Origin of the sequence: Paracoccus sp. (in: a-proteobacteria) (assembly GCF_046289755.1) — a bacterium.
In the GTDB taxonomy this organism is placed as follows: Bacteria; Pseudomonadota; Alphaproteobacteria; order Rhodobacterales; family Rhodobacteraceae; genus Paracoccus.
Map to the genome: position 1 here is coordinate 15,292 of NZ_JBKBVD010000007.1, position 19,893 is coordinate 35,184.

Annotated in this window: 17 protein-coding genes and 1 pseudogene; 8 read left to right on the forward strand and 10 right to left on the reverse strand. The window is 67.8% G+C overall.

Annotated features, from left to right (window positions below; translation table 11 throughout):
- The first annotated feature begins 42 nt into the window (after positions 1-42).
- Positions 43-1,941: a PAS-domain containing protein gene (locus ACK41U_RS03955; RefSeq protein WP_409676271.1), complete on the forward strand. Its 1,899-nt coding sequence runs from the start codon at positions 43-45 to the stop codon at positions 1,939-1,941.
- Positions 1,938-2,639 carry a response regulator transcription factor gene (locus ACK41U_RS03960; protein ID WP_409676274.1) on the forward strand — a complete coding sequence of 234 codons (702 nt, stop codon included), beginning with the start codon at positions 1,938-1,940 and terminating at the stop codon, positions 2,637-2,639. The genes ACK41U_RS03955 and ACK41U_RS03960 overlap by 4 nt, the downstream gene beginning before the upstream one ends.
- Before the next feature lie 96 nt (positions 2,640-2,735).
- Here the strand turns inward: ACK41U_RS03960 and ACK41U_RS03965 are convergent, their stop codons facing one another.
- The gene (locus ACK41U_RS03965) at positions 2,736-4,178 is read right to left on the reverse strand and encodes an aldehyde dehydrogenase family protein (RefSeq protein WP_409676552.1); all 1,443 of its coding nucleotides are present in this window, start codon (positions 4,176-4,178) and stop codon (positions 2,736-2,738) included.
- 174 nt (positions 4,179-4,352) lie between these two features.
- Between ACK41U_RS03965 and ACK41U_RS03970 the strand changes: the two genes are divergently transcribed.
- Entirely contained in the window at positions 4,353-5,009 is a 657-nt protein-coding gene (locus ACK41U_RS03970; RefSeq protein ID WP_409676277.1) for a peroxiredoxin, read from the forward strand.
- Positions 5,010-5,042: 33 nt separating this feature from the next.
- Here the strand turns inward: ACK41U_RS03970 and ACK41U_RS03975 are convergent, their stop codons facing one another.
- The 6 genes from ACK41U_RS03975 to ACK41U_RS04000 form a co-directional block, all read right to left on the reverse strand.
- Positions 5,043-5,984: a glycosyltransferase family 8 protein gene (locus tag ACK41U_RS03975; protein WP_409676280.1), complete on the reverse strand. Its 942-nt coding sequence runs from the start codon at positions 5,982-5,984 to the stop codon at positions 5,043-5,045.
- 24 nt (positions 5,985-6,008) lie between these two features.
- Positions 6,009-6,812 (reverse strand): hypothetical protein, encoded by an 804-nt coding sequence (locus ACK41U_RS03980; protein WP_409676283.1) that lies wholly within the window; start codon positions 6,810-6,812, stop codon positions 6,009-6,011.
- A gap of 20 nt (positions 6,813-6,832) precedes the next feature.
- Complete coding sequence (locus ACK41U_RS03985; protein WP_409676286.1) at positions 6,833-7,705, reverse strand: XdhC family protein; 873 nt, start codon at positions 7,703-7,705, stop codon at positions 6,833-6,835.
- Positions 7,706-7,824: 119 nt separating this feature from the next.
- Positions 7,825-8,835, reverse strand: coding sequence for a cytochrome d ubiquinol oxidase subunit II (locus tag ACK41U_RS03990; RefSeq protein ID WP_409676289.1), 1,011 nt, complete (start codon positions 8,833-8,835; stop codon positions 7,825-7,827).
- Between the two features lie 7 nt (positions 8,836-8,842).
- On the reverse strand, positions 8,843-10,231 hold the full coding sequence (locus ACK41U_RS03995) for a cytochrome ubiquinol oxidase subunit I (RefSeq protein WP_409676292.1): 1,389 nt from the start codon (positions 10,229-10,231) through the stop codon (positions 8,843-8,845).
- 4 nt (positions 10,232-10,235) lie between these two features.
- Positions 10,236-10,790 (reverse strand): GbsR/MarR family transcriptional regulator, encoded by a 555-nt coding sequence (locus tag ACK41U_RS04000; RefSeq protein WP_409676295.1) that lies wholly within the window; start codon positions 10,788-10,790, stop codon positions 10,236-10,238.
- A 155-nt stretch (positions 10,791-10,945) separates the two neighbouring features.
- Here ACK41U_RS04000 and ACK41U_RS04005 point away from each other — a divergent pair, with 155 nt between their 5' ends.
- The 4 genes from ACK41U_RS04005 to queG all read left to right on the forward strand — a co-directional run bounded on the left by ACK41U_RS04005 (position 10,946) and on the right by queG (position 13,943).
- Positions 10,946-11,242, forward strand: a complete 297-nt coding sequence (locus ACK41U_RS04005) for a PRC-barrel domain containing protein (RefSeq protein ID WP_409676298.1) — start codon at positions 10,946-10,948, stop codon at positions 11,240-11,242.
- Between the two features lie 80 nt (positions 11,243-11,322).
- Positions 11,323-12,042, forward strand: coding sequence for a monofunctional biosynthetic peptidoglycan transglycosylase (mtgA, locus tag ACK41U_RS04010; RefSeq protein WP_409676301.1), 720 nt, complete (start codon positions 11,323-11,325; stop codon positions 12,040-12,042).
- Between the two features lie 115 nt (positions 12,043-12,157).
- Positions 12,158-12,844: a glutathione S-transferase family protein gene (locus tag ACK41U_RS04015; RefSeq protein WP_409676304.1), complete on the forward strand. Its 687-nt coding sequence runs from the start codon at positions 12,158-12,160 to the stop codon at positions 12,842-12,844.
- 28 nt (positions 12,845-12,872) lie between these two features.
- Positions 12,873-13,943 (forward strand): tRNA epoxyqueuosine(34) reductase QueG, encoded by a 1,071-nt coding sequence (gene queG, locus ACK41U_RS04020; RefSeq protein ID WP_409676307.1) that lies wholly within the window; start codon positions 12,873-12,875, stop codon positions 13,941-13,943.
- Here queG and ACK41U_RS04025 read toward each other — a convergent pair.
- The 3 genes and pseudogenes from ACK41U_RS04025 to ACK41U_RS04035 all read right to left on the reverse strand — a co-directional run.
- Positions 13,940-17,464, reverse strand: coding sequence for a M10 family metallopeptidase C-terminal domain-containing protein (locus ACK41U_RS04025; RefSeq protein ID WP_409676310.1), 3,525 nt, complete (start codon positions 17,462-17,464; stop codon positions 13,940-13,942). The genes queG and ACK41U_RS04025 overlap by 4 nt on opposite strands.
- Positions 17,465-17,589: 125 nt before the next feature.
- Positions 17,590-18,357, reverse strand: coding sequence for a uroporphyrinogen-III C-methyltransferase (cobA, locus tag ACK41U_RS04030; RefSeq protein WP_409676313.1), 768 nt, complete (start codon positions 18,355-18,357; stop codon positions 17,590-17,592).
- A pseudogene (locus tag ACK41U_RS04035) lies at positions 18,344-18,394 on the reverse strand (hypothetical protein); the annotation flags it as partial. The gene cobA and the pseudogene ACK41U_RS04035, both read right to left, overlap by 14 nt.
- Before the next feature lie 119 nt (positions 18,395-18,513).
- Between ACK41U_RS04035 and ACK41U_RS04040 the strand changes: the two are divergent.
- Positions 18,514-19,890 carry a cryptochrome/photolyase family protein gene (locus ACK41U_RS04040; RefSeq protein ID WP_409676316.1) on the forward strand — a complete coding sequence of 459 codons (1,377 nt, stop codon included), beginning with the start codon at positions 18,514-18,516 and terminating at the stop codon, positions 19,888-19,890.
- Positions 19,891-19,893: the final 3 nt, after the last annotated feature.

Below are 19,893 nucleotides of genomic sequence, written 5' to 3' on the forward strand. Positions count from 1 at the left end.
CCGCGCAGTGCTAGGCCAGAACAGGGGATAAGGGGGGACGCGATGCAGCAGCCGGTGTTTGACACGGCCCTGACGCCGGTGGAGATCGAGGCCGAGCTGATCCGCTCGGGGCTGAACCTGATCGGGCAGGCGCTGTCGATCTTTGACGCCGACCTGCGCCTGCGGGTCGCCAACCGGCAATATCAGGCGATGTTCGATCTGCCCGATGCGCTGACCCTGCCCGGCACCCGGTTCGAGGACACGATCCGCTTTCTGGTCCTGCGCGGCGAATACGGCCCGCAGACCGATCCCGACGCGGCGGTGGCCTTCCGCGCCGAACAGGCCCGCACCTTCCGGCCCCATTACTTTGAACGCGAACGCGCCGACGGGCGCTGGGTCGCGGTCGAGGGCGCGCCCCTGTCCCAGGGCGGCTGGGTCACCGTCTATACCGACATCACCGACATCAAGCGGCAGGAAACCCTGCTGCGCGCCCGGTCCGAGGAACTGTCCGAACAGGTGCTGCACCATGCCGAACGGCTGGCCGCCACCAACCGCAAGCTGGCCGCCACCAACGCCGCCCTGTCCGAGGCGCAGCGCGTCCTGACCCGCACCGAGGCCCGCACAAGGCAGGTGACCGAGATGGTCCCCGCCCATATCGCCCATATGAACGCGCGGTTCCGCTATACGTTTTCCAACCGCCGCCTGCCCTCGGTCTTTCCGGGCGCTGCGGGCGACATCGTGGGGATGACGGTCGAAGAGGCGCTTGGCGCCGCCACCTTCGCCACGCTGGAGCCGCACATGCTGCGCGCGCTGGCAGGCGAGCCGCAGGTGTTCGAGATCACGCACCCCATCTCGGGGCGGCGCATCCGCATCGCGCTGACGCCCGATCACGAGGGGCGCGGCGCCTATATCCTGTCGACCGATGTCTCCGCCGAGGTGCAGGCCCGCGAGGCGCTGGCCCATGCCAGCCGCCGCAGCCTGGCGGCGCAGCTGACCTCGGGCATGGCGCATGATTTCGGCAATCTGCTGACCATCATCCTGGGCCTGCAATCGCGGCTGGCCGGGCGCGATCTGCCCCCTGATGCCGCCGAGGACATTCAGGCCACGCTGGCCGCCGCCCGCCGCGGCGCGTCGCTGCTGGACCGGCTGGCCCGCATCAGCGGCACCCGCGAGCTGGCCCCCGAACCGGCGCTGCTGCCGCAGCTTCTGGCCGATCTGGCCACGCTGGCGCGCCCCAGCCTGACCGAGGGGACGGACCTGCACCTGCATCTCGACCTGCCTGCGGGCCAGACCCTGCTGGACCCCGGCGCCCTGCAGGATTCGCTGCTGAACCTGATCCTGAACGCCAATGCGGCGATCGCCGGACCGGGCCGGATCACGCTGTCCGCGCAGCGCAGCGGCGACTGGCTTGACCTCAGCGTCACCGATACCGGCCCCGGCTTCTCGCCCGAGGCGCTCAGGCGCGCGACCGAGCCGTTCTTTACCACCAAAAAGGGTCAGGGCTCGGGTCTGGGCCTGTCGATGGTCTATGACCAGACCAAGCTGGCGGGCGGCACGCTGCGGCTGGAAAACCAACCGGGCGGCGGCGCGCGGGTCACGCTGCGCCTGCCCTGGCGCCCGGTGGCGCCGCAAATGGTGCTGCTGGCCGAAGATGACGACGCCATCCGCACGCAGGTCCGCGCGCAACTGACCGGGCTGGGCCATGCCGTGATCGAGGCCGCCTCACTGGCCGAGGCGCGCGCCATGACCGACCTGCCCGGACTGACGCTGATCCTGTCCGACATCCAGCTGGGCGACGGGCTGGGCCTTGATCTGGCGGGCACATTGCCGATGGTGCTGATGACCTCGCTGCCGCCGGGCAACCCGCTGCGCGAGGCCGCCCGCGGCCCGGTCCTGACCAAACCGTTTCCCGCCGCGCGCCTTGCCGCAGCCCTGGCACAAGCCACAAAGGACATGCCATGACCGACGCGCCCCTGATCGCCATCCTCGACGACGAACCCGAAATCCGCCGCCTGCTGTCAGCGGCGCTGGAAGAGGCAGGCTTCCGCACCCGCTCCTTCGCCCGCGCCACAGAATTCGAGGCCGCCCTGCGCCGCATCACGCCGGATGCCTGCCTCATTGATCTGGGCCTGCCCGACCGCGACGGGCTGGCGCTGGTCCACCGGCTGGCCTCGCAATCGGGGGCGGCGATCATCATCATCTCGGGCCGCGCGCAGGTGCAGGACCGGGTGACGGGGCTGGAACTGGGCGCCGATGACTACATCATCAAACCCTTCGAGCCGGCCGAGGTCGTGGCCCGCATCCGCGCCCGCCTGCGCCGCCCGTCCGCGGGCCCCGCCAACCGCGCCCGGACCGTGCGCTTCGCCGGCTGGACCGCCGATTTCGACCGCTACCTGCTGACCTCCCCCGAGGGCGATGACACCCCCCTCAGCCATGCCGAGGCCGAGGTGCTGCGCATGTTCACCGACAACCCCCGCCGCCTGATCACCCGCGCCCGGATGCTGGAAACCCTGGGCGGGGCGGCAGGCGACAGCTTCGACCGCGCCATGGATGTCCGCATCTCGCGCCTGCGCACGAAACTGGGCGAAGACCCGAAAAACCCGCGCCTGATCAAGACGATCTACGGCGCGGGCTATATCTTCCTGGCAGAAACCGGCTGACCGGCCCCTGCCTGCTTTGGTCAGCAAATATCCTGCGGGGGGTCCGGGGGGCGCAAAGCCCCCCGGCTTCCGCCTGCCCCAAAGGGCAGGCCCGGATCAGGCATCCACGTCCCAGCCGCTGATGGCCTTGCTGTCCATGAACTCTTCCAGCCCCATCACGCCACCTTCGCGCGCACGGCCCGACATCTTCACGCCGCCAAAAGGCGCCCCGGCGCCGCGTGCCTCGCCGTTCATCTCGACCATCCCGGCCTGCAGCTGCCGCGCCAGACGGTTCCGGCGGGCGCCGTCCTGCGACTGGACATAGTTCGTCAGACCATAAGGCGTGTCATTGGCGATGCGCACGGCCTCGTCCTCGCTGTCAAAGGGGATGATCGACAGGACCGGGCCAAAGATCTCCTGCTGCGCGATGGCCATGTCGTTGGTCACATCCGCAAACACGGTGGGCCGCACGAAATAGCCCCGGTTCACGCCCTCGGGCAGGCCGGTGCCGCCCGCGACCAGCCGCGCGCCCTCGTCGATGCCGGTCTGGATCATGTCCTGAATCTTCTGCCACTGATCCTTGCTGACCACCGGCCCGATATGGCGCCCCGGCTGATGCGCACTGGCCACCGCCGTCTCAGAGGCCACCTGTGCCGCCACCTCGACCGCGCGGTCATAGACCGACCGCTCGACCAGCATCCGGGTCGGCGCGTTGCAGGACTGGCCGCTGTTGTTGAAGCAATGCCGCGCGCCCCGGATCACCGCCTTGTCGTCGGCATCGGCAAAGACCAGATTGGCACCCTTGCCGCCCAGCTCCAGCACCACCTTTTTCAGGCTGTCGGCCGCCGCCTTGCTGATCGCGATGCCCGCGCGGGTCGAGCCGGTAAAGCTGATCATCGCCACATCCGCATGCACTGACAGCTGCGTGCCGACCCCGGCCCCGTCGCCATTGACCAGATTGAAGACGCCCGCAGGCACGCCCGCCTCGTGAACGATCTCGGCAAACAGCATCGACGACAGCGGCGCGATTTCCGAGGGTTTCAGCACGCAGGTATCGCCCGCCAGCAGCGCCGGGATCACCTTGAGCGTCACCTGATTCATCGGCCAGTTCCACGGCGTGATCAGGCCGACCACGCCCACCGGCTCCCATGCGATCATCGTCGTCGGCGCGTGGGCGCCAAGCGGGCGGACGAACTGAAACTCCTTGAACGCGGTGATGAAATTGCGGGTATGCGAGGACCCGGCCGCGACCTGATCGCTCAGCGACATATCCTGCGGCGCGCCCATCTCGTGGCTGATCGCCCAGGCCATATCCTCGGCGCGGCGCTCGTAGATCTCAAGGATCTTCTCGACCAGCGCCAGACGCGCGGCGGGCGGCGTCGCGGCCCAGGCCGGAAAGGCCCGTTTGGCGGCGGCGACGGCGGCATCGGTATCGGCCTGATCGCCGATCGAGATCACCGCCACGGCCTCTTCGGTCGAGGGGTCGATGACCTCAAGATCGCGGGCGGCGGCAGGGGCCACCCAGGCGCCGTCGATGTAGAAGTCACGCTTGTTCAGCAAATCAGCCATGTCATTCTCCTGTGCGTCGTTGGGCAGAGCCTGTCACCCGCCAACGCCCGCCGCAAGGCCGGAGGCGCCATCAGGATCACGCGAGAGCGGGCCACCTGACGGCACTGGCATTCCGCGTGACCGTGCTTATGTTGACGCGGACGCAACCAACCGAAAGGACACCCCATGTCCCTGCGCATCAATGACATTGCCCCCGATTTCACCGCCAATTCAACCGAAGGCCAGATCCGCTTTCACGACTGGATCGGCGACAGCTATGCGATCATCTTCAGCCATCCGCGCGATTTCACGCCGGTCTGCACTACCGAATTCGGCGCCGTGGCGCAGCTGATCCCGGAATTCGAGGCCCGCAACACCAAGGTTCTGGGCGTCTCGGTCGACAGCGTCGACGACCACGCGAAATGGAAGCGCGACATCTCGCAGCTTGCGGGCGTGCCCGCCGATTTCGCGATCATCGACGACAGCGACCTGACCGTGGCCAAGGCCTATGACATGCTGCCCGCCGAATATTACCTGCCGGCCGAGGGCCGCACGCCCGCCCATTCGGCGACCGTCCGCACCGTCTTCATCATCGGCCCCGACAAGAAGGTGCGCCTGACGATGACCTATCCGATGTCGGTGGGCCGCAACTTTGCGGAAATCCTGCGGGCGCTCGACGCGGTGCGCAAGACCGACGGCAACCCGATCGCCACCCCCGCCAACTGGGTGCCGGGTCAGGACGTGATCGTGGCCCTGTCGCTGGACGACGCGGCGGCGCAGGCGAAATACGGCCCGCTGGACATCAAGCTGCCCTATCTGCGCTATGCCAAAGACCCGGCCTAGGGGTGCCCGGCGCGGGGCCGTTGCGGTCCCGCGCTATCCTGCCTGTGCGCTGGCGCGGCGCAGATAGGTCTGCGTCACGGTGCTTTCCATCATGACAAGGATCTTGCGCCGAAGCTGGTATTTCGGGCTGCGGATCACCAGCCCGACCAGCAGCTTGCGCTTGCGGTTGACCAATGAAATCCGCCGCCGCATGGTCAGCCTGCGGGCCGGGGGCATCAGCTCGGCAATCCGGGCCGCGTGAAAGCGCCAGATACGGCTAAGCGGCGTGGGCAGGTTCCACGGCTTGTTGTTGACGACAAAATGCAGCACGACCGGATCAGAGGGAAACTCTTCCAGACGCTTGTACGATGACGGATCGGTATAGACGTTATAGCGCGCATCCAGCAGCAGGATGCGCCCGCGCGTCACGGTGTTGATGGCCGACTGATCCTCGCTCAGCAGCGGGCGGTCGGGATCGGACAGCAATGCGGTGCAGGCCGCCGCCGTGTCCTCGGCCCGCCACAGGGTCAGGTTCATCACCAGCAGGCCGGAATTCACATAGCTGCCGATCACATGGCCGGTCGCCGCGACCTCGATCGGGTCGGGGCTGGGGCAGGCAACGGCGGCAATCAGGTTCTGACCCAGATCTGCGGCCTGCAAGGGCGACAGATCGCCCATCACCACCATGTCGCAATCCATATAGATCGCCCGCGTCTCGTCCGGAAACAGGCTGGGGATCAGCAGCCGCAGAAAGGCGCTGCGGGTCAGATGCGCGCGCTTGACCAGCAGCCGGTCAAAGGCATCGCCCGAGACCTCGATCCGCCGCAGTTCGACCCCCAGCCGGGGGCCAAGCGCGTCGATCCGGGCGCGGTTGGGGGCGGAAATGCCCATGTCCAGCACCGCAAAGCGCGCGCCGGGATTGTGCATCGCCGCCGAAGCGATCAGCACAAGGACGCCGGGGACGTAGTTGTCGTCAGATCCGGTAATGATAAGCATGTCTGAAATCAACCTTGAACGCGCTCAGGCGGGATGGTCCCATGCCTTGCGCAGCCACTCGATATTGCCGATGCGCCGATACCACTTGCCCCCGCGCCCGGCAAGAACGTCCGCCATCTTGGGCGCGCCCGCAAATAACACGATTCTGGCACCATCGGGGCAGGCCGGATCGCGCAGCCAGCTGGCCAGCCCGCGCCCGACGCAGTGGTTCTTGAAGCTGACGCACCAGCCCTGCGGCCAGTAGGTCAGCAGCCCCTGCCGGTCCAGCACGCCGCTGACCAGCTGCTGTTCATGCTCATAGCGGCGGGCGGCGGCGGCGGGATCGGCCAGATAGCTGTCCAGTACCTCGGGATGGGCGCCGATGCGGAAGCGAAAGACCGAGGTATTGCCGACCATATGCAGAAACCGGTCGCGCGCCGGGTTGATGCGGCGCAGCGGCTTGGGGCGGAACAGATCGTCGTCGCGCAGGATCACGAAGGCGCCCGGATGGTCGAACAGCGGCGTCAGGTCATCGACCACCACCAGATCCAGATCCAGAAACAGCGCCGTGCCCGACAGCACCGGACCCTCCGGCCCGCCCAGATCGCGGCGGAACAGCGCCAGCTTGCGCCAGCGCGTGTCGCGGCTGCCGTCGGGCAGGCCCAGCTCGGGCAGGGGCAACGCCGTTATGCGCCCGTCCAGCCCGGTGGCATCATCGGTAAAGCAGACGAAGCGGTGCGGGCGGGACAGATGCCGCGCGACCTGCGCCGCCAGCCGGTTCACATCATCCGAGGAATAGAGCGTGCCCCATTTCATCGTCAGGATCGTCACGGGCTCTGCTGCCGTCATGGCGGCTCCTTGTTCGCGGTTCAGCGCGATTCTGACGGATCGGCGCGTCCGGGTAAAGCGTGCTCGGCCCCCGCAGCGCGCGCGCGCGCATCGGCCAGCGCCTGATAGTCGCGCACCACATGGGACAGGACCGACAGGGCCAGCGTGGCCGGATCGCGGCTGGCGGGCGCCAGCCCCACCGGGCTGCGCAGGCGCGCCAGTTGCGCGGGCGGATGGCGCTGTGCCAACCGCGCGGCCCGGCGCTGGCGGATGCGGGCACCGCCGATGGCGCCGATGAAAAACGCCGGGCTGGCCAGCGCCCAGTCCAGCAGCGGCGCCTCGCGGTCATGGTCGTGATGCAGCAGCAGCACCGCCGTCCACGGGTCGGGCGGGGGAAGACCCGCAGGCAGGCCCGGCTGCGGGTGCAGGCGGCAGGCGATCCCCGATGCCGCCGCCACCCGACCCAGTGCGGTCAGTTCCGGCCCGGCGCCGAACGCCTCCAGCCGCAGCGGCGGCAGGCACAGCCGCTGCGGCAGCACCGGATCGGGCAGCGCCAGCACCGCAGGGCGCCGGGCGGCCAGCGCGCGCAGGGCGGCGCGGATCGCAGGGCGGTCGGGGGCGGGGTCGATCAGCACATCCAGCCCGCTGCCGCAGGGCAGGCGAAAGTCGATGACGGGCGAGCCGCGCCCATAGCGCAACCGGCGCGCCCCCTGCCCCCGCAACGCGCGGGCCTGCAAGGCCAGCTCGGCCTCAAGACAGCCATCGGCCAGCGATCCCGCCATGCGCCCGTCCCACGCCACCGCCAGATGGGCACCGATGGCGCGCGAAAAGCTGCCCTCGATCCCGGTCAGCGTGCACAGCGCCCCCCCGGCCCGCGCCAGCAGACGCAGCGCGGCAAGGTCAGAGGCGTTCATCGGCGGGCCGGGCAAAGAGACGGCGGGCAGAAAGGCGTCGGGACATGGGCGGCTTCCGGGCGCAAGGGCTGTGGCGCCATGCTAGGCGCCACGCCCGCGATTGGCCAGCAGGGGGCGCCTCAGTAATAGGTCAGGTTCGTGGCCTTGCCGCGGAACACGGTATAGGCAAGGATCGAATAGGCCGCGATGATCGGCAGCACGATCAGCGCCCCCACCAGAATGATGATCAGGCTTTCCGGCGCCGAGGCGGATTCGTAGATCGTCATCCGCTCGGGCACGACATAGGGGTAAAAGGAATAGGCCAGCCCGCCAAAGGCCATGATGAACAGCCCCGTGCCGATGGCAAAGGGTGCCCAGGCCAGCCGGTCACCCGGCAGCGGCAGCCGCGCCAGAATGCGCCACAGCAGATACAGCAGCACCGCCGACAGGACCGGCAGCGGCGACAGAAACACGATCTCGGGCCACGAGAACCACTTGTCCCAGATGCGCCCGCTGATCAGCGGCGTGGCCAGCGAAATCGCCCCGATCCCGCAGATCACGCCCCAGATGCCGCCGCGCGCCCAGCCCACGGCCTTGCGCTGCAGATCGCCCTCGGCCTTGGCGATGGTCCAGCTGGCGCCGATAAAGCTGTAGCCGACGGTCAGAAACAGCGCCGTCAGCACCCCAAAGCCGATGGTGGCGGGCGTGATGACCAGCCCCGTCACATACAGCCCCAGCATGAAGCCCTGCGACAGCGAGGCCATCAGGCTGCCCGCAAAGAACGCCTTGTTCCAGGCGCCCCGGTGGCGGGTCGGCGCCTTGACGCGGAACTCGAACGCGACGCCGCGCACGATCAGACCGATCAGCATCACCGCGACCGGCAGGTACAGCGCGGTCAGGATAATGCCATGCGCGACCGGAAAGGCCACCAGCAGCAACCCGATCGCCATGACCAGCCAGGTCTCGTTGGCATCCCAGAACGGCCCGATCGAGGCGACCATGCGGTCGCGTTCCTCTGGCGTGGCGAAGGGGAACAGCAGGCCCACCCCCAGATCAAAGCCGTCCAGCACGACATAGACAAGGATCGAGATGCCCATCAGCACGGCAAAGGCAAAGGGCAGCCAGATGGCCGGGTCTCCGAACAGGGTCATCATGGCATCACTCCGCAGGCTTGAGGATCTCGACACCCGCATCGCGCGGGGCCGGGTCGGGGTTCAGACGATGATCGCCGGCGCTGGCCTTGCGCGCCAGATAGGTCAGCGTGCCGATATAGGCCGCGATCAGGAAGCCATAGACCGCCAGATAGGCCAGCAGCGTGGACAGGACCATGCCGCCCGACACGTCGGCCACCGCCTCGCGCGTGGTCAGAACGCCGGTCACCAGCCAGGGCTGGCGCCCGATCTCGGTCGTGTACCAGCCCGCCAGCGTGGCGACCCAGCCGGAAAACGCCATGCCCGCAAAGCCATAGATCCACAGCCGGGGCAGCCCGTCGATGCCGCGCCCGCGCCGCATCAGCCACAGGGCCGACCACGACAGCGCCAGCATCGCAAAGCCAAGCCCCACCATCACGCGAAAGGCAAAGAACACCGGCGCGACAGGGGGATGTTCGATCACGCCATCCTCGGAGACGAAATCGTTCAGGCCGGGCACGACCCCGTCCAGATGATGCTTGAGGATGACCGAGGCCATGCCGGGGATCGCCACCTCGAAGCGGTTCTCGCGCGCCTCCTGATCCGGCAGGGCGAACAGCACCAGCGGCACGCGGGGCTGCGTCTCCCAGTTGGCCTCCATCGCGGCGACCTTGGCGGGCTGATGCTCCAGCGTGTTCAGCCCGTGGAAATCGCCCGCAAGGATCTGAAGCGGGATCAGCACCGCCGCGACGGTCGCGCCGACGCGCAGGGTGGCGCGCACCTCATCGCCCCGGTCGCCCCAGATCCAGCGCAAAGCCGACAGACCCGCGATCAGGAACGCCACCGTCAGCCCCGAGGCCAGCAGCATATGCACCAGCCGGTAGGGCATCGAGGGGTTGAAGACGATCGCGAACCAGTCGGTCGCATGAACCACGCCGTCGCGCAGCTCGAACCCGGCAGGCGTGTGCATCCAGCTGTTCAGCGCCAGAATCCAGAAGGCCGACAGGGTGGTGCCAAAGGCCACCAGCAGCGTCGCCGTGGTGTGCAGCCATCCCGGCACCCGGCGAAAGCCGAACAGCATGATGCCCAGAAACGCGGCCTCAAGAAAGAACGCGGTCATAATCTCGTAGGCCAGCAGCGGCCCCGCGACATTGCCCACCTTCTCCATGAAGCCCGGCCAGTTGGTGCCGAACTGGAACGACATGGTGATGCCCGACACGACGCCAAGCGCGAAGGACAGCGCGAACACCTTCACCCAGAAGCGATAGGCATCCATCCATTTCTCGGCGCCGGTGGCGTTGAAGCGCAGCTTGAAGAACAGCAGCACCCAGCCAAGCGCGATGGTGATGGTCGGAAACAGAATGTGGAACGAGATATTGGCCGCGAACTGGATCCGCGACAGGATCAGGGGGTCCATCGGGTTACTCCTGTGACTTGCGGAAGGGGATCAGGCGCCCGGCCCCCTCGATCATGCGGTTCAGGCGGGCGCCCATATTCAGCAGCGCAACGAGGCGTTCGGTCTCCATCCGGTTCAGTTCATCATGGAAATGTGTCATCTGTTCGATCACGCCGCGCAGCTCGTCGATGCGGGCCCGCGCGCCCTCATCACCCGCCACCGCCTCGGTCATGGCCAGTTCGCGCAGCTTGGTCAGGGTCGGGTCGATCTCGCGCTTGCGGCGCTCGGCCACCAGCGTGCGGACAATCTCCCACAGATCGTCGGGCGTGGTGAAGAAATCGCGCCGGTCGTCGGGGCGGTGGCGCAGCCGGACGAGGTTCCAGCTTTGCAGCTCTTTCAACGCCATCGACACGTTCGACCGCGAAAACCCAAGCGCGGTCACGATGTCATCGGCACAAAGCGGATCATCGGCCAGAAACAGCAGCGCATAGACCCGCCCCACCGTGCGGTTGATGCCCCAGCGAGAGCCCATCTCGCCGAAATGCAGAATGAACTCCTGTCGGAGGGGGGAAATCTTCATGCGCGCGTTCCTGAATTTTCAGTAATTCCTGAAATGACAGATAGCGCAATGCCCCTGCGGTGCCACATGGCGGATTGTCGCATTCCTCAAGTGGAATGTCGGGAACAAGCGGCGATCCCGGTGGTTGGACCATGACACCCGCAAGAGGAGACATCATGGACCATTCCACCCACCCCCGCCTTGGCGCCGAAGAACTGACCGAGGCCGTGCTGACCGGCGCACCCGTCTATGGCCCCGAAGAGCAGACTGTCGGCACCATCACCCACACCCACGGGACCGGCCCCGAGATGAGCGTCATCATTGATGTCGGCGGCTTTCTGGGCATCGGCGCCCGGTCCGTGCAGGTCGCCGTGCGCGAGCTGGACCTGATGCGCGACGAGACCGGGCTGGTCCATGGCCTGACGCGCTGGACCAAGGACGAGTTGAAAGCCCTGCCCGAACACCACCACTAGGCGGACGGACACGGCACTGACGCGCCTGACGGGGCGCCAGCGCGCTTGACGCAGATGGCGGACGCATGAGACATGCTCTCATGCGTCTTTTTGCGTCACAATCCCTGCCGTCCGAGGACGCCGCCGATCCCGCATCACGCCCGCGCGGGCTGTTGCGGGCCGGGCTGTTCTGGCTGCGCTGGCTGGCGCTGCGGCTGGTGCTGGTGCTGACCGGCTCGGTCGCGGTCTATGCCTTTGTGAACCCGCCACTCACCTGGACCATGGTTGGTGAACGCCGGACCCACCCGCTGGTGGCGCGGGAATGGGTGGCCCTGGACGACATTGCCCCGGTCATGGCGCGGTCGGTTGTGGCCGCCGAAGACGCGAATTTCTGCCTGCACTGGGGCTTTGACATGTCCGAAATCCGCAAGGTCATGGCCTCGGGCTCGCGTCGGGGCGCCTCGACCCTGACGCAGCAGACGGCCAAGAACGCGTTTCTGTGGCAAAAGCGCAGTTGGGGCCGCAAGGCCGCCGAGACCCTGCTGACCCCCATGATCGAGGCGCTGTGGTCCAAGCGCCGCATCCTTGAGGTCTATCTGAACGTCGCCGAATTCGGCCCCGGCGTCTTTGGCATCCATGCCGCGGCACGCGAACATTTCGGCACCACGCCGGACCGGCTGACCCCGGTGCAGGCGGCGCGTCTGGCCGCGGTCCTGCCGGCGCCGAAATCACGCAGCCCGCAGCGGGCGTCGGACCGCTCGCGCGCGATTGCCGATGGTGCGGCCACGATCCTGCGCGACGGGCGGGCCGCGTGTTTCTGAGCCGGTCGGGCAGGGCCTTGCAGGGCACCTTGCAGTGCGGGGGCTTGCGGTTGAAAGCCGGGGGGCGCAGGCGTATCAAGGCCGGGTTGCGAAACGAAGGGGACCCGAGCAGTCCATGAATAACAATACGCAGACCACGCGACTGTATCACACCGCCCTGTCGCCCTATTGCCGCAAGGTGCGGCTGGTGCTGGCCGAGAAGAAGATCGAGGTCGAGCTGGTCGAGGAACGCTACTGGGACAATCCGCCCGACCTGAAGCGCCGCAACCCGGCAGGCAAGCTGCCGGTGCTGCGCTATCGCGGCAATATGCTGGCGGAAAGTCAGGCGATCATCGAATATCTGGACGAGGCCGTGCCCGCGCCCTCATTGATGCCCGGAACGCCGCTGGAGCGCCACGAGGTGCGCCGCTTGTGCAGCTGGTTCGACGACAAGTTCAATACCGAGGTCACCCAGCCGATCATGAACGAACGGGTGTGGAAAAAGCTGATGCGGGCGGGCTATCCCGACAGCCGCATCGTCAAGGACGGGCTGCGCGCGATCAAGGAGCATATCGACTATCTCAGCGCGCTGCTGGAGACGCGGCGCTGGCTGGCGGGCAATACGCTGAGCCTGGCCGATTTCACCGCCGCCGCGCATTTTTCGTGCCTCGACTACATCTCGGATGTGGACTGGGACCGGTCCGAGGCGCTGCGCGACTGGTATGCGACGATCAAGTCGCGGCCGGCCTTCCGCTCGGTTCTGGCCGATCAGGTGCCGGGCATTCATCCGGCGCCGCATTATGCCGAGCTGGATTTCGGGTAAGCCGCCGGCGGGGCGGATGCGTCCCGCGATGGCCGGGGGCGCTTCGCCCCCCGGACCCCCCGAGGATATTTGGACCAAGGCAAAGGATGAGATCGCGGCCGAGGCGGTTGCGGCCGGCTTTGCGGCGATGCGGGTGACGCGGCCCGATGCGGTGCCGGAGCTGCCCGCGCGGCTGGCGGCGTTTCTGGAGGCCGGGCGGCATGGCCAGATGGGCTGGATGGCCGAGCGAACCGCATGGCGGGCCGATCCCGCCGCGCTGTGGCCCGAGGCGCAGTCGGTCATCATGCTGGCGGAACTGTATACGCCCGAGGGCGACCCGCTGGCGGTGCTGGAGCAGCCTGATCGCGCCGCTGTCAGCGTTTATGCGCAGGGGCGCGATTACCACGATCTGGTCAAGAAGCGGCTGAAGCGGCTGGGGCGCTGGATGCTGGAGCGGGCGCCGGGGCACCAGATTAAGGTGTTCGTGGACACGGCGCCGGTGATGGAAAAGCCGCTGGCGCAGGCCGCCGGGCTGGGCTGGCAGGGCAAGCACACCAATCTGCTGTCACGCGATCTGGGCAGCTGGTTCTTTCTGGGTGCGATCTTCACCACACTGCCCCTGCCCGCCGATGCGCCCGAGCGCGAGCATTGCGGGTCGTGCCGCGCCTGTCTGGACATCTGCCCGACCGCCGCCTTTCCGGCGCCGTTTCAGCTGGATGCGCGGCGCTGCATTTCCTATCTGACGATCGAGCACAAGGGGCCGGTGGAGCCTGACTTGCGCGCCCTGATGGGCAACCGCATCTATGGCTGCGACGATTGTCTGGCCGTCTGCCCGTGGAACAAGTTCGCGCAGGCGGGGGCCGAGATGCGCTATCGCGGGATCATCGACGCGCCGCCGCTGGCCGAACTGGCGGTGCTGGACGATGCCGGGTTCCGGGCGCGGTTTTCGGGCAGTCCGATCAAGCGGATCGGGCGCGACCGGTTTGTGCGCAACGTTTTGTATGCGATCGGGAATTCCGGGATGCCCGCCTTGCGGGACGTGGTGCAGGGGCTGGCGGATGATCCGGACCCGGCGGTGGCCGATGCCGCGCGATGGGCGGCACTGAGACTGGCGGGCTAGAGCAGGAAGTCATCGCTGTTCAGAGTGTAATCGCCCTGAAGGCGGATCAGCATGTCGGACCGGCGGTCGCCGTCGAGGTCGATCCAGACCTGCGTTTCGCCATTGCTGCTCTGCCAGCGGACCGAGCGGTCGCCGCTATGGCCGCTGCGCCCGACATAGCTGACCCCGCCCAGAAAGCTCAGGTCGATGCGATCTTCGCCGCGGGTGAAGTCGAGGATCAGGTCGGGGGCGTGGGGGCGGCTGTCCTCGCGGCCCAGATAGCGGAACAGATCGCGCCCCGGACCGCCGATCAGCGTGTCGGACCCCAGCCCGCCGACAAGCGTGTCATTGCCCGCGCCGCCATCCAGCCGGTCCCATCCCATCTGACCGCGCAGCAGATCATTGCCCGGACCACCCAGCAATGTGTCATGACCCGGACCGCCCTCCAGCGTGTCATTCCCCTCGCCTCCCCACAGCCAGTCATGGCCCAGACCGCCCAGCACCAGATCATTGCCCGGACCGGCATGCAGCCAGTCATGGCCCGGCCCGCCGAACATCCGGTCATCGCCCAGACCCCCTTCCAGCCGGTCATCGCCCGGACCGCCGTGCAGCGTGTCATTGCCGGGGCCGCCAAAGACGCGGTCGTTTCCTGGACCGGCAAAGATGAGATCAAAGCCGATGCCGCCGTGCAGCGTGTCATTGCCCGGACCGCCCCATACCGTGTCATGGCCCGGACCGGCAAACACCCGGTCGTCGCCGGGGCCGCCATAGATCCGGTCATCGCCGGGGCCGCCATGCAGCACATCGTTGCCATCGCCGCCAAAGATCAGATCATTGCCCGGTCCGGCAAAGACCAGATCATTGCCGGGGCCGCCCTGAATGATGTCGGCGCCGCCCCCGGCCCGGATCGTGTCATTGCCCTCGCCGCCATCGAAGGTGTTGTTGCCCACGAACGAGACCAGCAGGTCATTGCCCTCATCGCCCAGCATCGTGTCGTTGCCCGCCCCGCCCCACAGCGAATCATTGCCTGTCCCGCCCGACATCCAGTCATTCCCGTCATCGCCCCACAGCCGGTCATTGCCCGGGCCGCCGTAAAGCGTGTCATTGCCCTGCCCGCCATGCAGATCGTCATTGCCGTCTTCGCCATGCAGAATGTCGTTGCCATCATCGCCGTACAGAATGTCGCGCCCGTCCCCGCCCCAGAGCAGATCGTTGCCCCTGCCCCCGCGCAGCGTGTCATCGCCCAGCCCCCCCCACAGCGTATCGTTGCCGTCATCGCCCAGAAGCTGGTCGTTGCCCGCGTCACCATGCAGCCGGTCATTGCCGCTGCCGCCGCGCAGGGTGTCATTGCCGTCGCCGCCATGGAGGTGATCGTTGCCGGACCCGCCGTCCAGATAGTCGTTGCCGTCCTCGCCCCACAGCGTGTCGTCGCCGTCCTCGCCCAGAAGCGTGTCATTGCCCGCGCCGCCCCGCAGCAGGTCATTGCCGCTGCCGCCATTGAGGTAATCGGCCCCGATCCCGGCGATCAGCGTGTCGTTGCCCGCCCCGCCCAGCAGGCGGTTGTTTCCCGTCAGCGCTTCGAGGTAATCGTTGCCGTCCTCGCCCGACAGGGTGTCGTTGCCGCCGCCGCCGTAAAGGGCGTCATGGCCCCGGCCGCCATAGATCAGATCGTTGCCCCAGCCGCCATAAAGCGTGTCGTTGCCGTCGCCGCCATAGATCAGGTCATGGCCATCCTCGCCATGGATCACGTCGTCTCCGGCATCGCCGAACAGCGTGTCGGCGCCCGGACCGCCATAGATCAGGTCATCGCCCTCACCGCCACGGACCAGATCGTTGCCGGGTCCGGCGCGCACCGTATCATTGCCGCCCCCGGCCGAGATCGTGTCATTGCCCCCTCCGGCCTGAATCAGTTCCGGGCGCATGCCGCCGACCAGCAGATCTGCCCCCTCGGTGCCAAACAGCCATTCGGGCGCGTCCGAGGGCGTGTCTTCGGGGCGGATACGGGTCGGATCGACCTGGGGCAGCAGGTAATGCGCGACCGGAAAAAGCGACGCGTTCGAGAAGTCGCTGATGGACAGCGACCGCCCGTCGCGTGTGTGGATGTCCAGAATCGTCTCGCCGTAGAGGATCGTGATTCCGGTGTCGGTCGGGATAAAGCGCAATTGCCAGACGCTGCGGATCATGCCCAGATGCGACATGTCCAGATGATCGACGCCGTGTTCGTAATCGCTGATGGTGATGCGGCCCTGAATGCGCGAGGGCACGAAAATATCCGCCCCCTCGCCGCCCGTCAGTGTGACAGGGCTGGCGCCCGCAACCAGAATGTCGTTGCCCGCCCCGCCGTCCAGCCGGGTGGTGCCGGGGGTGGCCAGCAGCATGTCGCCCCGGCTGCCCCCCTGCTGGATGCCGCTGCCCGCCATCGCCGTGGTGCCGATGGCGCCGGGGTCAAAGGTGAACTGGGTGATCCCGGTCTCGGTCGCGCTGGTCACGAACAGCATGATCCGGCCGTCGTTCGCCACGGCCCTGATCGCGCTGACATCGGCCAGCGTGGTGGTGTTGCTGTCGGCGATCGTCGTCAGATGCACCAGCCGGCCGTTGGGCATCAGGGTAAAGACCGTGATCCCGTCATCGGCCCCGCCGACAAAGACAAAGGCGCGCCCGTCCAGCACCACCGTCTCCAGCGCGGTGGCCGACTGAAAGCGGGTCGTCAGCTCGTCGACCACATGGTCGGTGCCGGTCAGCCGTCCCTGCCCGTCCATGCGGAACACGGACAGCGAGCTTGACCCCGCGCCCGACACGATCAGATAGGTCTGCCCCCCGAACTGCACGATTTCGGCGCCGTTGGGCCGGTCATATCCCATACCCTGCGCCGACAGATGGACCGCCCCCGGCCCCAGATGCCCGCTTTCGGCCAGAAGGTGGGTCGAGACGAAATTGCCGTTCCCCGAGATGGCCACGATGATCCGCTGGCCATCCACCTCGGTCGTCATCAGTTGGTCGATCGAAGCGTTCGGCGCCGCGCCCGCAGGCGCCGGGATGGTCAGCGTCGACCGCAGCGTCAGTGCACCATCCGGTGCCATCCGGTGTACAGTCAGTGTCAGCCCGTCGCCGCGGGCCGACAGCACGAATTCGCCCTGCGGCGTCGAGACCTGCTCCAGCGCGGAAATCCTGCCCGGCGGCATCCCGGACGGAAACAGCGTCACGAACGGGGCCAGCGCGCCGGTCCCCGGCGTCAGTTCGATCCCGCGCGTGGCCACGCCGCCCAGCTCGCCCAGATGCAGCATGACGCGGTCGCCCGCCTGGACCACCGAAATGTCGGGCGTGCCCTGATAGGTATAGCTGTCCAGATAGGGGCGCGTGCCCAGCTGGGCCAGCGGCGTGTCGGGGTCGGTGATCTGATAGCTGGAGACGCCGCCGCCGATATGGGTTGCCGCGACCAGCACATAGCGCCCCCCCGATTCGACGATTGCCAGATCGGTGATATTGGACAGCCATAAAGGTTGCGTGACCCCGAAAGTGGTCACGTGATGATAGGTGATCATGCGCTCAACGGGTGTGATGTGGCCGGACAGTCCGGCACCTTCCCCGACAGAATGCCCGCCAGCCCCCCGCCTGAACACCCCCCGAATACAGCAGATTTTATGGAAATGCGATTATTTACAGAACATTAAGCATTATCAGCGGACTCGCCTGCGGGATCCGCGATGGCGAGGGGGCCATAAAGGATCAGTGCGGGCTGATCCGCGACCGCCGTTTCCATCTGCCGGGCCAGCGCCGCGATGGTGGTGTGGACCAGCCGCTGATGGGGGTGGCCCACGGCCTCGGCCAGCAGGGCGGGCGTGTCGCCCGGCAGGCCATGCGCGCGCAGCCCCGCCACCAGCGCGGGAAAGCTGCGCTGGCCCATGAAGACGGCGGTCGTCGCATGCGGATCGGCCAGCGCGGCCCAGTTCACGTCCTGCGGCAACTGCCCGGTCACATCGGCGCCGGTCACGAACTGCACCCGCCGCGCCGTCAGCCGCCGCGTCAGCGGCATCCCCGCCGCCGCCGCCGCCGCGCTGGCCGTGGTCACGCCGGGGACGATTTCGCAGGGAATTCCGGCCTTTGCCAGCGCCACCAGCTCTTCTTCCAGCCGCCCGAAAATGCCCGCATCGCCCGATTTCAGCCGCACCACCCGCCGCCCCTGCAAGGCATGTTCGACGATCAGCCGGTTCACCGCCTCCTGCCGCGCCGAGGGGCGGCCCGCGCGCTTGCCCACCGCGATCATCTCGGCCTGCGGGTTGGCATGGTCCAGCACCGACCCCGAGGCCAGATCGTCAAACAGCACCACCTCGGCCTCGGCCAGCCGCCTTGCGGCCTTCAGCGTCAGCAGCTCAGGATCGCCCGGCCCGGCAGAGACCAGTGAGACAAAGCCGGTTCGGGGCGCAGGATCGGTCACGGCGGCAGGGCTTTCGGGGGCGGGAAAGGGCTTTCAGCTATACCACCCCGCGCGGGTGTGACAATGCCGCGCATCCCCTTGCCGGAAAATGATCTGCGTTGTCATGAAACTAATCGCGGTCTGTGCGCGTGGTTCTGCACCAAGGAAAGGCACGATATGACAGTCATCTGCTGGTTTCGGCGCGCACTGCGTCTGGACGATCACCCCGCGCTGGTGGCCGCCGCACGCGCGGGCGCGGTCATTCCGCTGGTCATCCTGGACCCCGGTGAGGCCCGCGACCACCCCGCCAGCGCCGAGCGTCAGGCCCTGTCCCTGCCCCGGCTGGAGGCTGCGCTGCACCAGCGCCAAAGCCGCCTGATCGTGCGGCGCGGCGACCCGGCGACTGTGCTGGAGGCGCTGGCGCGAGAGACCGGCGCCGCCGAGATCCACACGACGACCGGCTTTCCCTTTGCCGGCGACCACGGGCTGGCCGCAGCCGCCGGACGTGGCGGCGCCGTGCTGCATCTGCACCCGCTGGCGGATCTGGTCGAACGCGCCTCGGTCCGCACGCAGACCGGGGGCCTTTACCGGGTGTTCACGCCGTTCTGGAAGGCGCTGCGCCAGCAGGACATCGCGGCGCCGCTGGACATCCCGCGCCTGTCCGCGCCCGCGCATTGGCCCGACAGCGACGGCACCGACTGGCCCGAGGCCCGCGCCGCGATGGTCCGGGGCTGGGACATCGTCGCCGCCCATACCCGCCCCGGCGAGGATGAGGCCCATGCCCGGCTGGACGAGTTTCTGGACGGCCCGCTACCCGACTATGCCGAGCATCGCAACCACCCGTTCCGCCCCCGCGCGACCTCGGGTCTGGCCGATGCGCTGGCCGTGGGCGAGATCAGCGCCCGCCGCATCTGGCACCGCGCCCTGCCCGCGCTGCATGAGGGCCGCCCCGGCACCGAGACGTTCCTGTCGGAACTGGCCTGGCGCGAATTCGCGCGCGAGTTGCTGCATGACGCGCCGCAGATGCCGGAGACCTGCTGGCGCGAGGAATGGAACCGTTTTCCATGGAAGCGCGACAATGACAGTGCCGAGCGCTGGCGTCGCGCGCAAACCGGCGTCGCAATGGTCGATGCCGGCATGCGCGAGATGTTCGTGACCGGCCAGATGCACAACCGCGTGCGGATGATCACCGCCAGCTATCTGACCAAGCATCTGCTGACCGACTGGCGCGTCGGGCTGGACTGGTTCGCCCGCTGCCTGACCGATTGGGACGCGGCCTCGAATGCGATGAACTGGCAATGGGTGGCGGGCTGCGGCCCCGATGCCTCGCCCTATTTCCGGGTCTTCAACCCCGACGGGCAGGGCGACAAGTTCGACCCCGGCTGCGGCTATCGCAATCACTGGCTGCGCGCGGATTCAGGTGGCGCGCGCGATTTCGCCGCCGCCGCCCCCCGGTCATGGCAGATCGACCTTGCGCGCCAGCCCATGCCCGTCATCTCGCTGGCCGAGGGCCGGGCGCGGGCGCTGACCGCTTACGAGCAACTGAAAGGCTGATCC

Excerpts from the sequence above, each read along its gene's own strand:
- ACK41U_RS03980 (WP_409676283.1), bottom strand. The coding sequence starts at position 6,812 with ATGACGGCAGCAGAGCCCGTGACGATCCTGACGATGAAATGGGGCACG.
- ACK41U_RS04040 (WP_409676316.1), top strand. The coding sequence starts at position 18,514 with ATGACAGTCATCTGCTGGTTTCGGCGCGCACTGCGTCTGGACGATCAC.
- ACK41U_RS03975 (WP_409676280.1), bottom strand. The coding sequence starts at position 5,984 with ATGCTTATCATTACCGGATCTGACGACAACTACGTCCCCGGCGTCCTT.
- ACK41U_RS03985 (WP_409676286.1), bottom strand. The coding sequence starts at position 7,705 with ATGAACGCCTCTGACCTTGCCGCGCTGCGTCTGCTGGCGCGGGCCGGG.
- ACK41U_RS03995 (WP_409676292.1), bottom strand. The coding sequence starts at position 10,231 with ATGGACCCCCTGATCCTGTCGCGGATCCAGTTCGCGGCCAATATCTCG.
- ACK41U_RS03960 (WP_409676274.1), top strand. The coding sequence starts at position 1,938 with ATGACCGACGCGCCCCTGATCGCCATCCTCGACGACGAACCCGAAATC.
- ACK41U_RS03990 (WP_409676289.1), bottom strand. The coding sequence starts at position 8,835 with ATGACCCTGTTCGGAGACCCGGCCATCTGGCTGCCCTTTGCCTTTGCC.
- ACK41U_RS03955 (WP_409676271.1), top strand. The coding sequence starts at position 43 with ATGCAGCAGCCGGTGTTTGACACGGCCCTGACGCCGGTGGAGATCGAG.
- ACK41U_RS03970 (WP_409676277.1), top strand. The coding sequence starts at position 4,353 with ATGTCCCTGCGCATCAATGACATTGCCCCCGATTTCACCGCCAATTCA.
- ACK41U_RS04025 (WP_409676310.1), bottom strand. The coding sequence starts at position 17,464 with ATGATCACCTATCATCACGTGACCACTTTCGGGGTCACGCAACCTTTA.
- mtgA (WP_409676301.1), top strand. The coding sequence starts at position 11,323 with ATGCGTCTTTTTGCGTCACAATCCCTGCCGTCCGAGGACGCCGCCGAT.
- ACK41U_RS04015 (WP_409676304.1), top strand. The coding sequence starts at position 12,158 with ATGAATAACAATACGCAGACCACGCGACTGTATCACACCGCCCTGTCG.
- queG (WP_409676307.1), top strand. The coding sequence starts at position 12,873 with ATGGCCGGGGGCGCTTCGCCCCCCGGACCCCCCGAGGATATTTGGACC.
- ACK41U_RS04005 (WP_409676298.1), top strand. The coding sequence starts at position 10,946 with ATGGACCATTCCACCCACCCCCGCCTTGGCGCCGAAGAACTGACCGAG.
- ACK41U_RS04000 (WP_409676295.1), bottom strand. The coding sequence starts at position 10,790 with ATGAAGATTTCCCCCCTCCGACAGGAGTTCATTCTGCATTTCGGCGAG.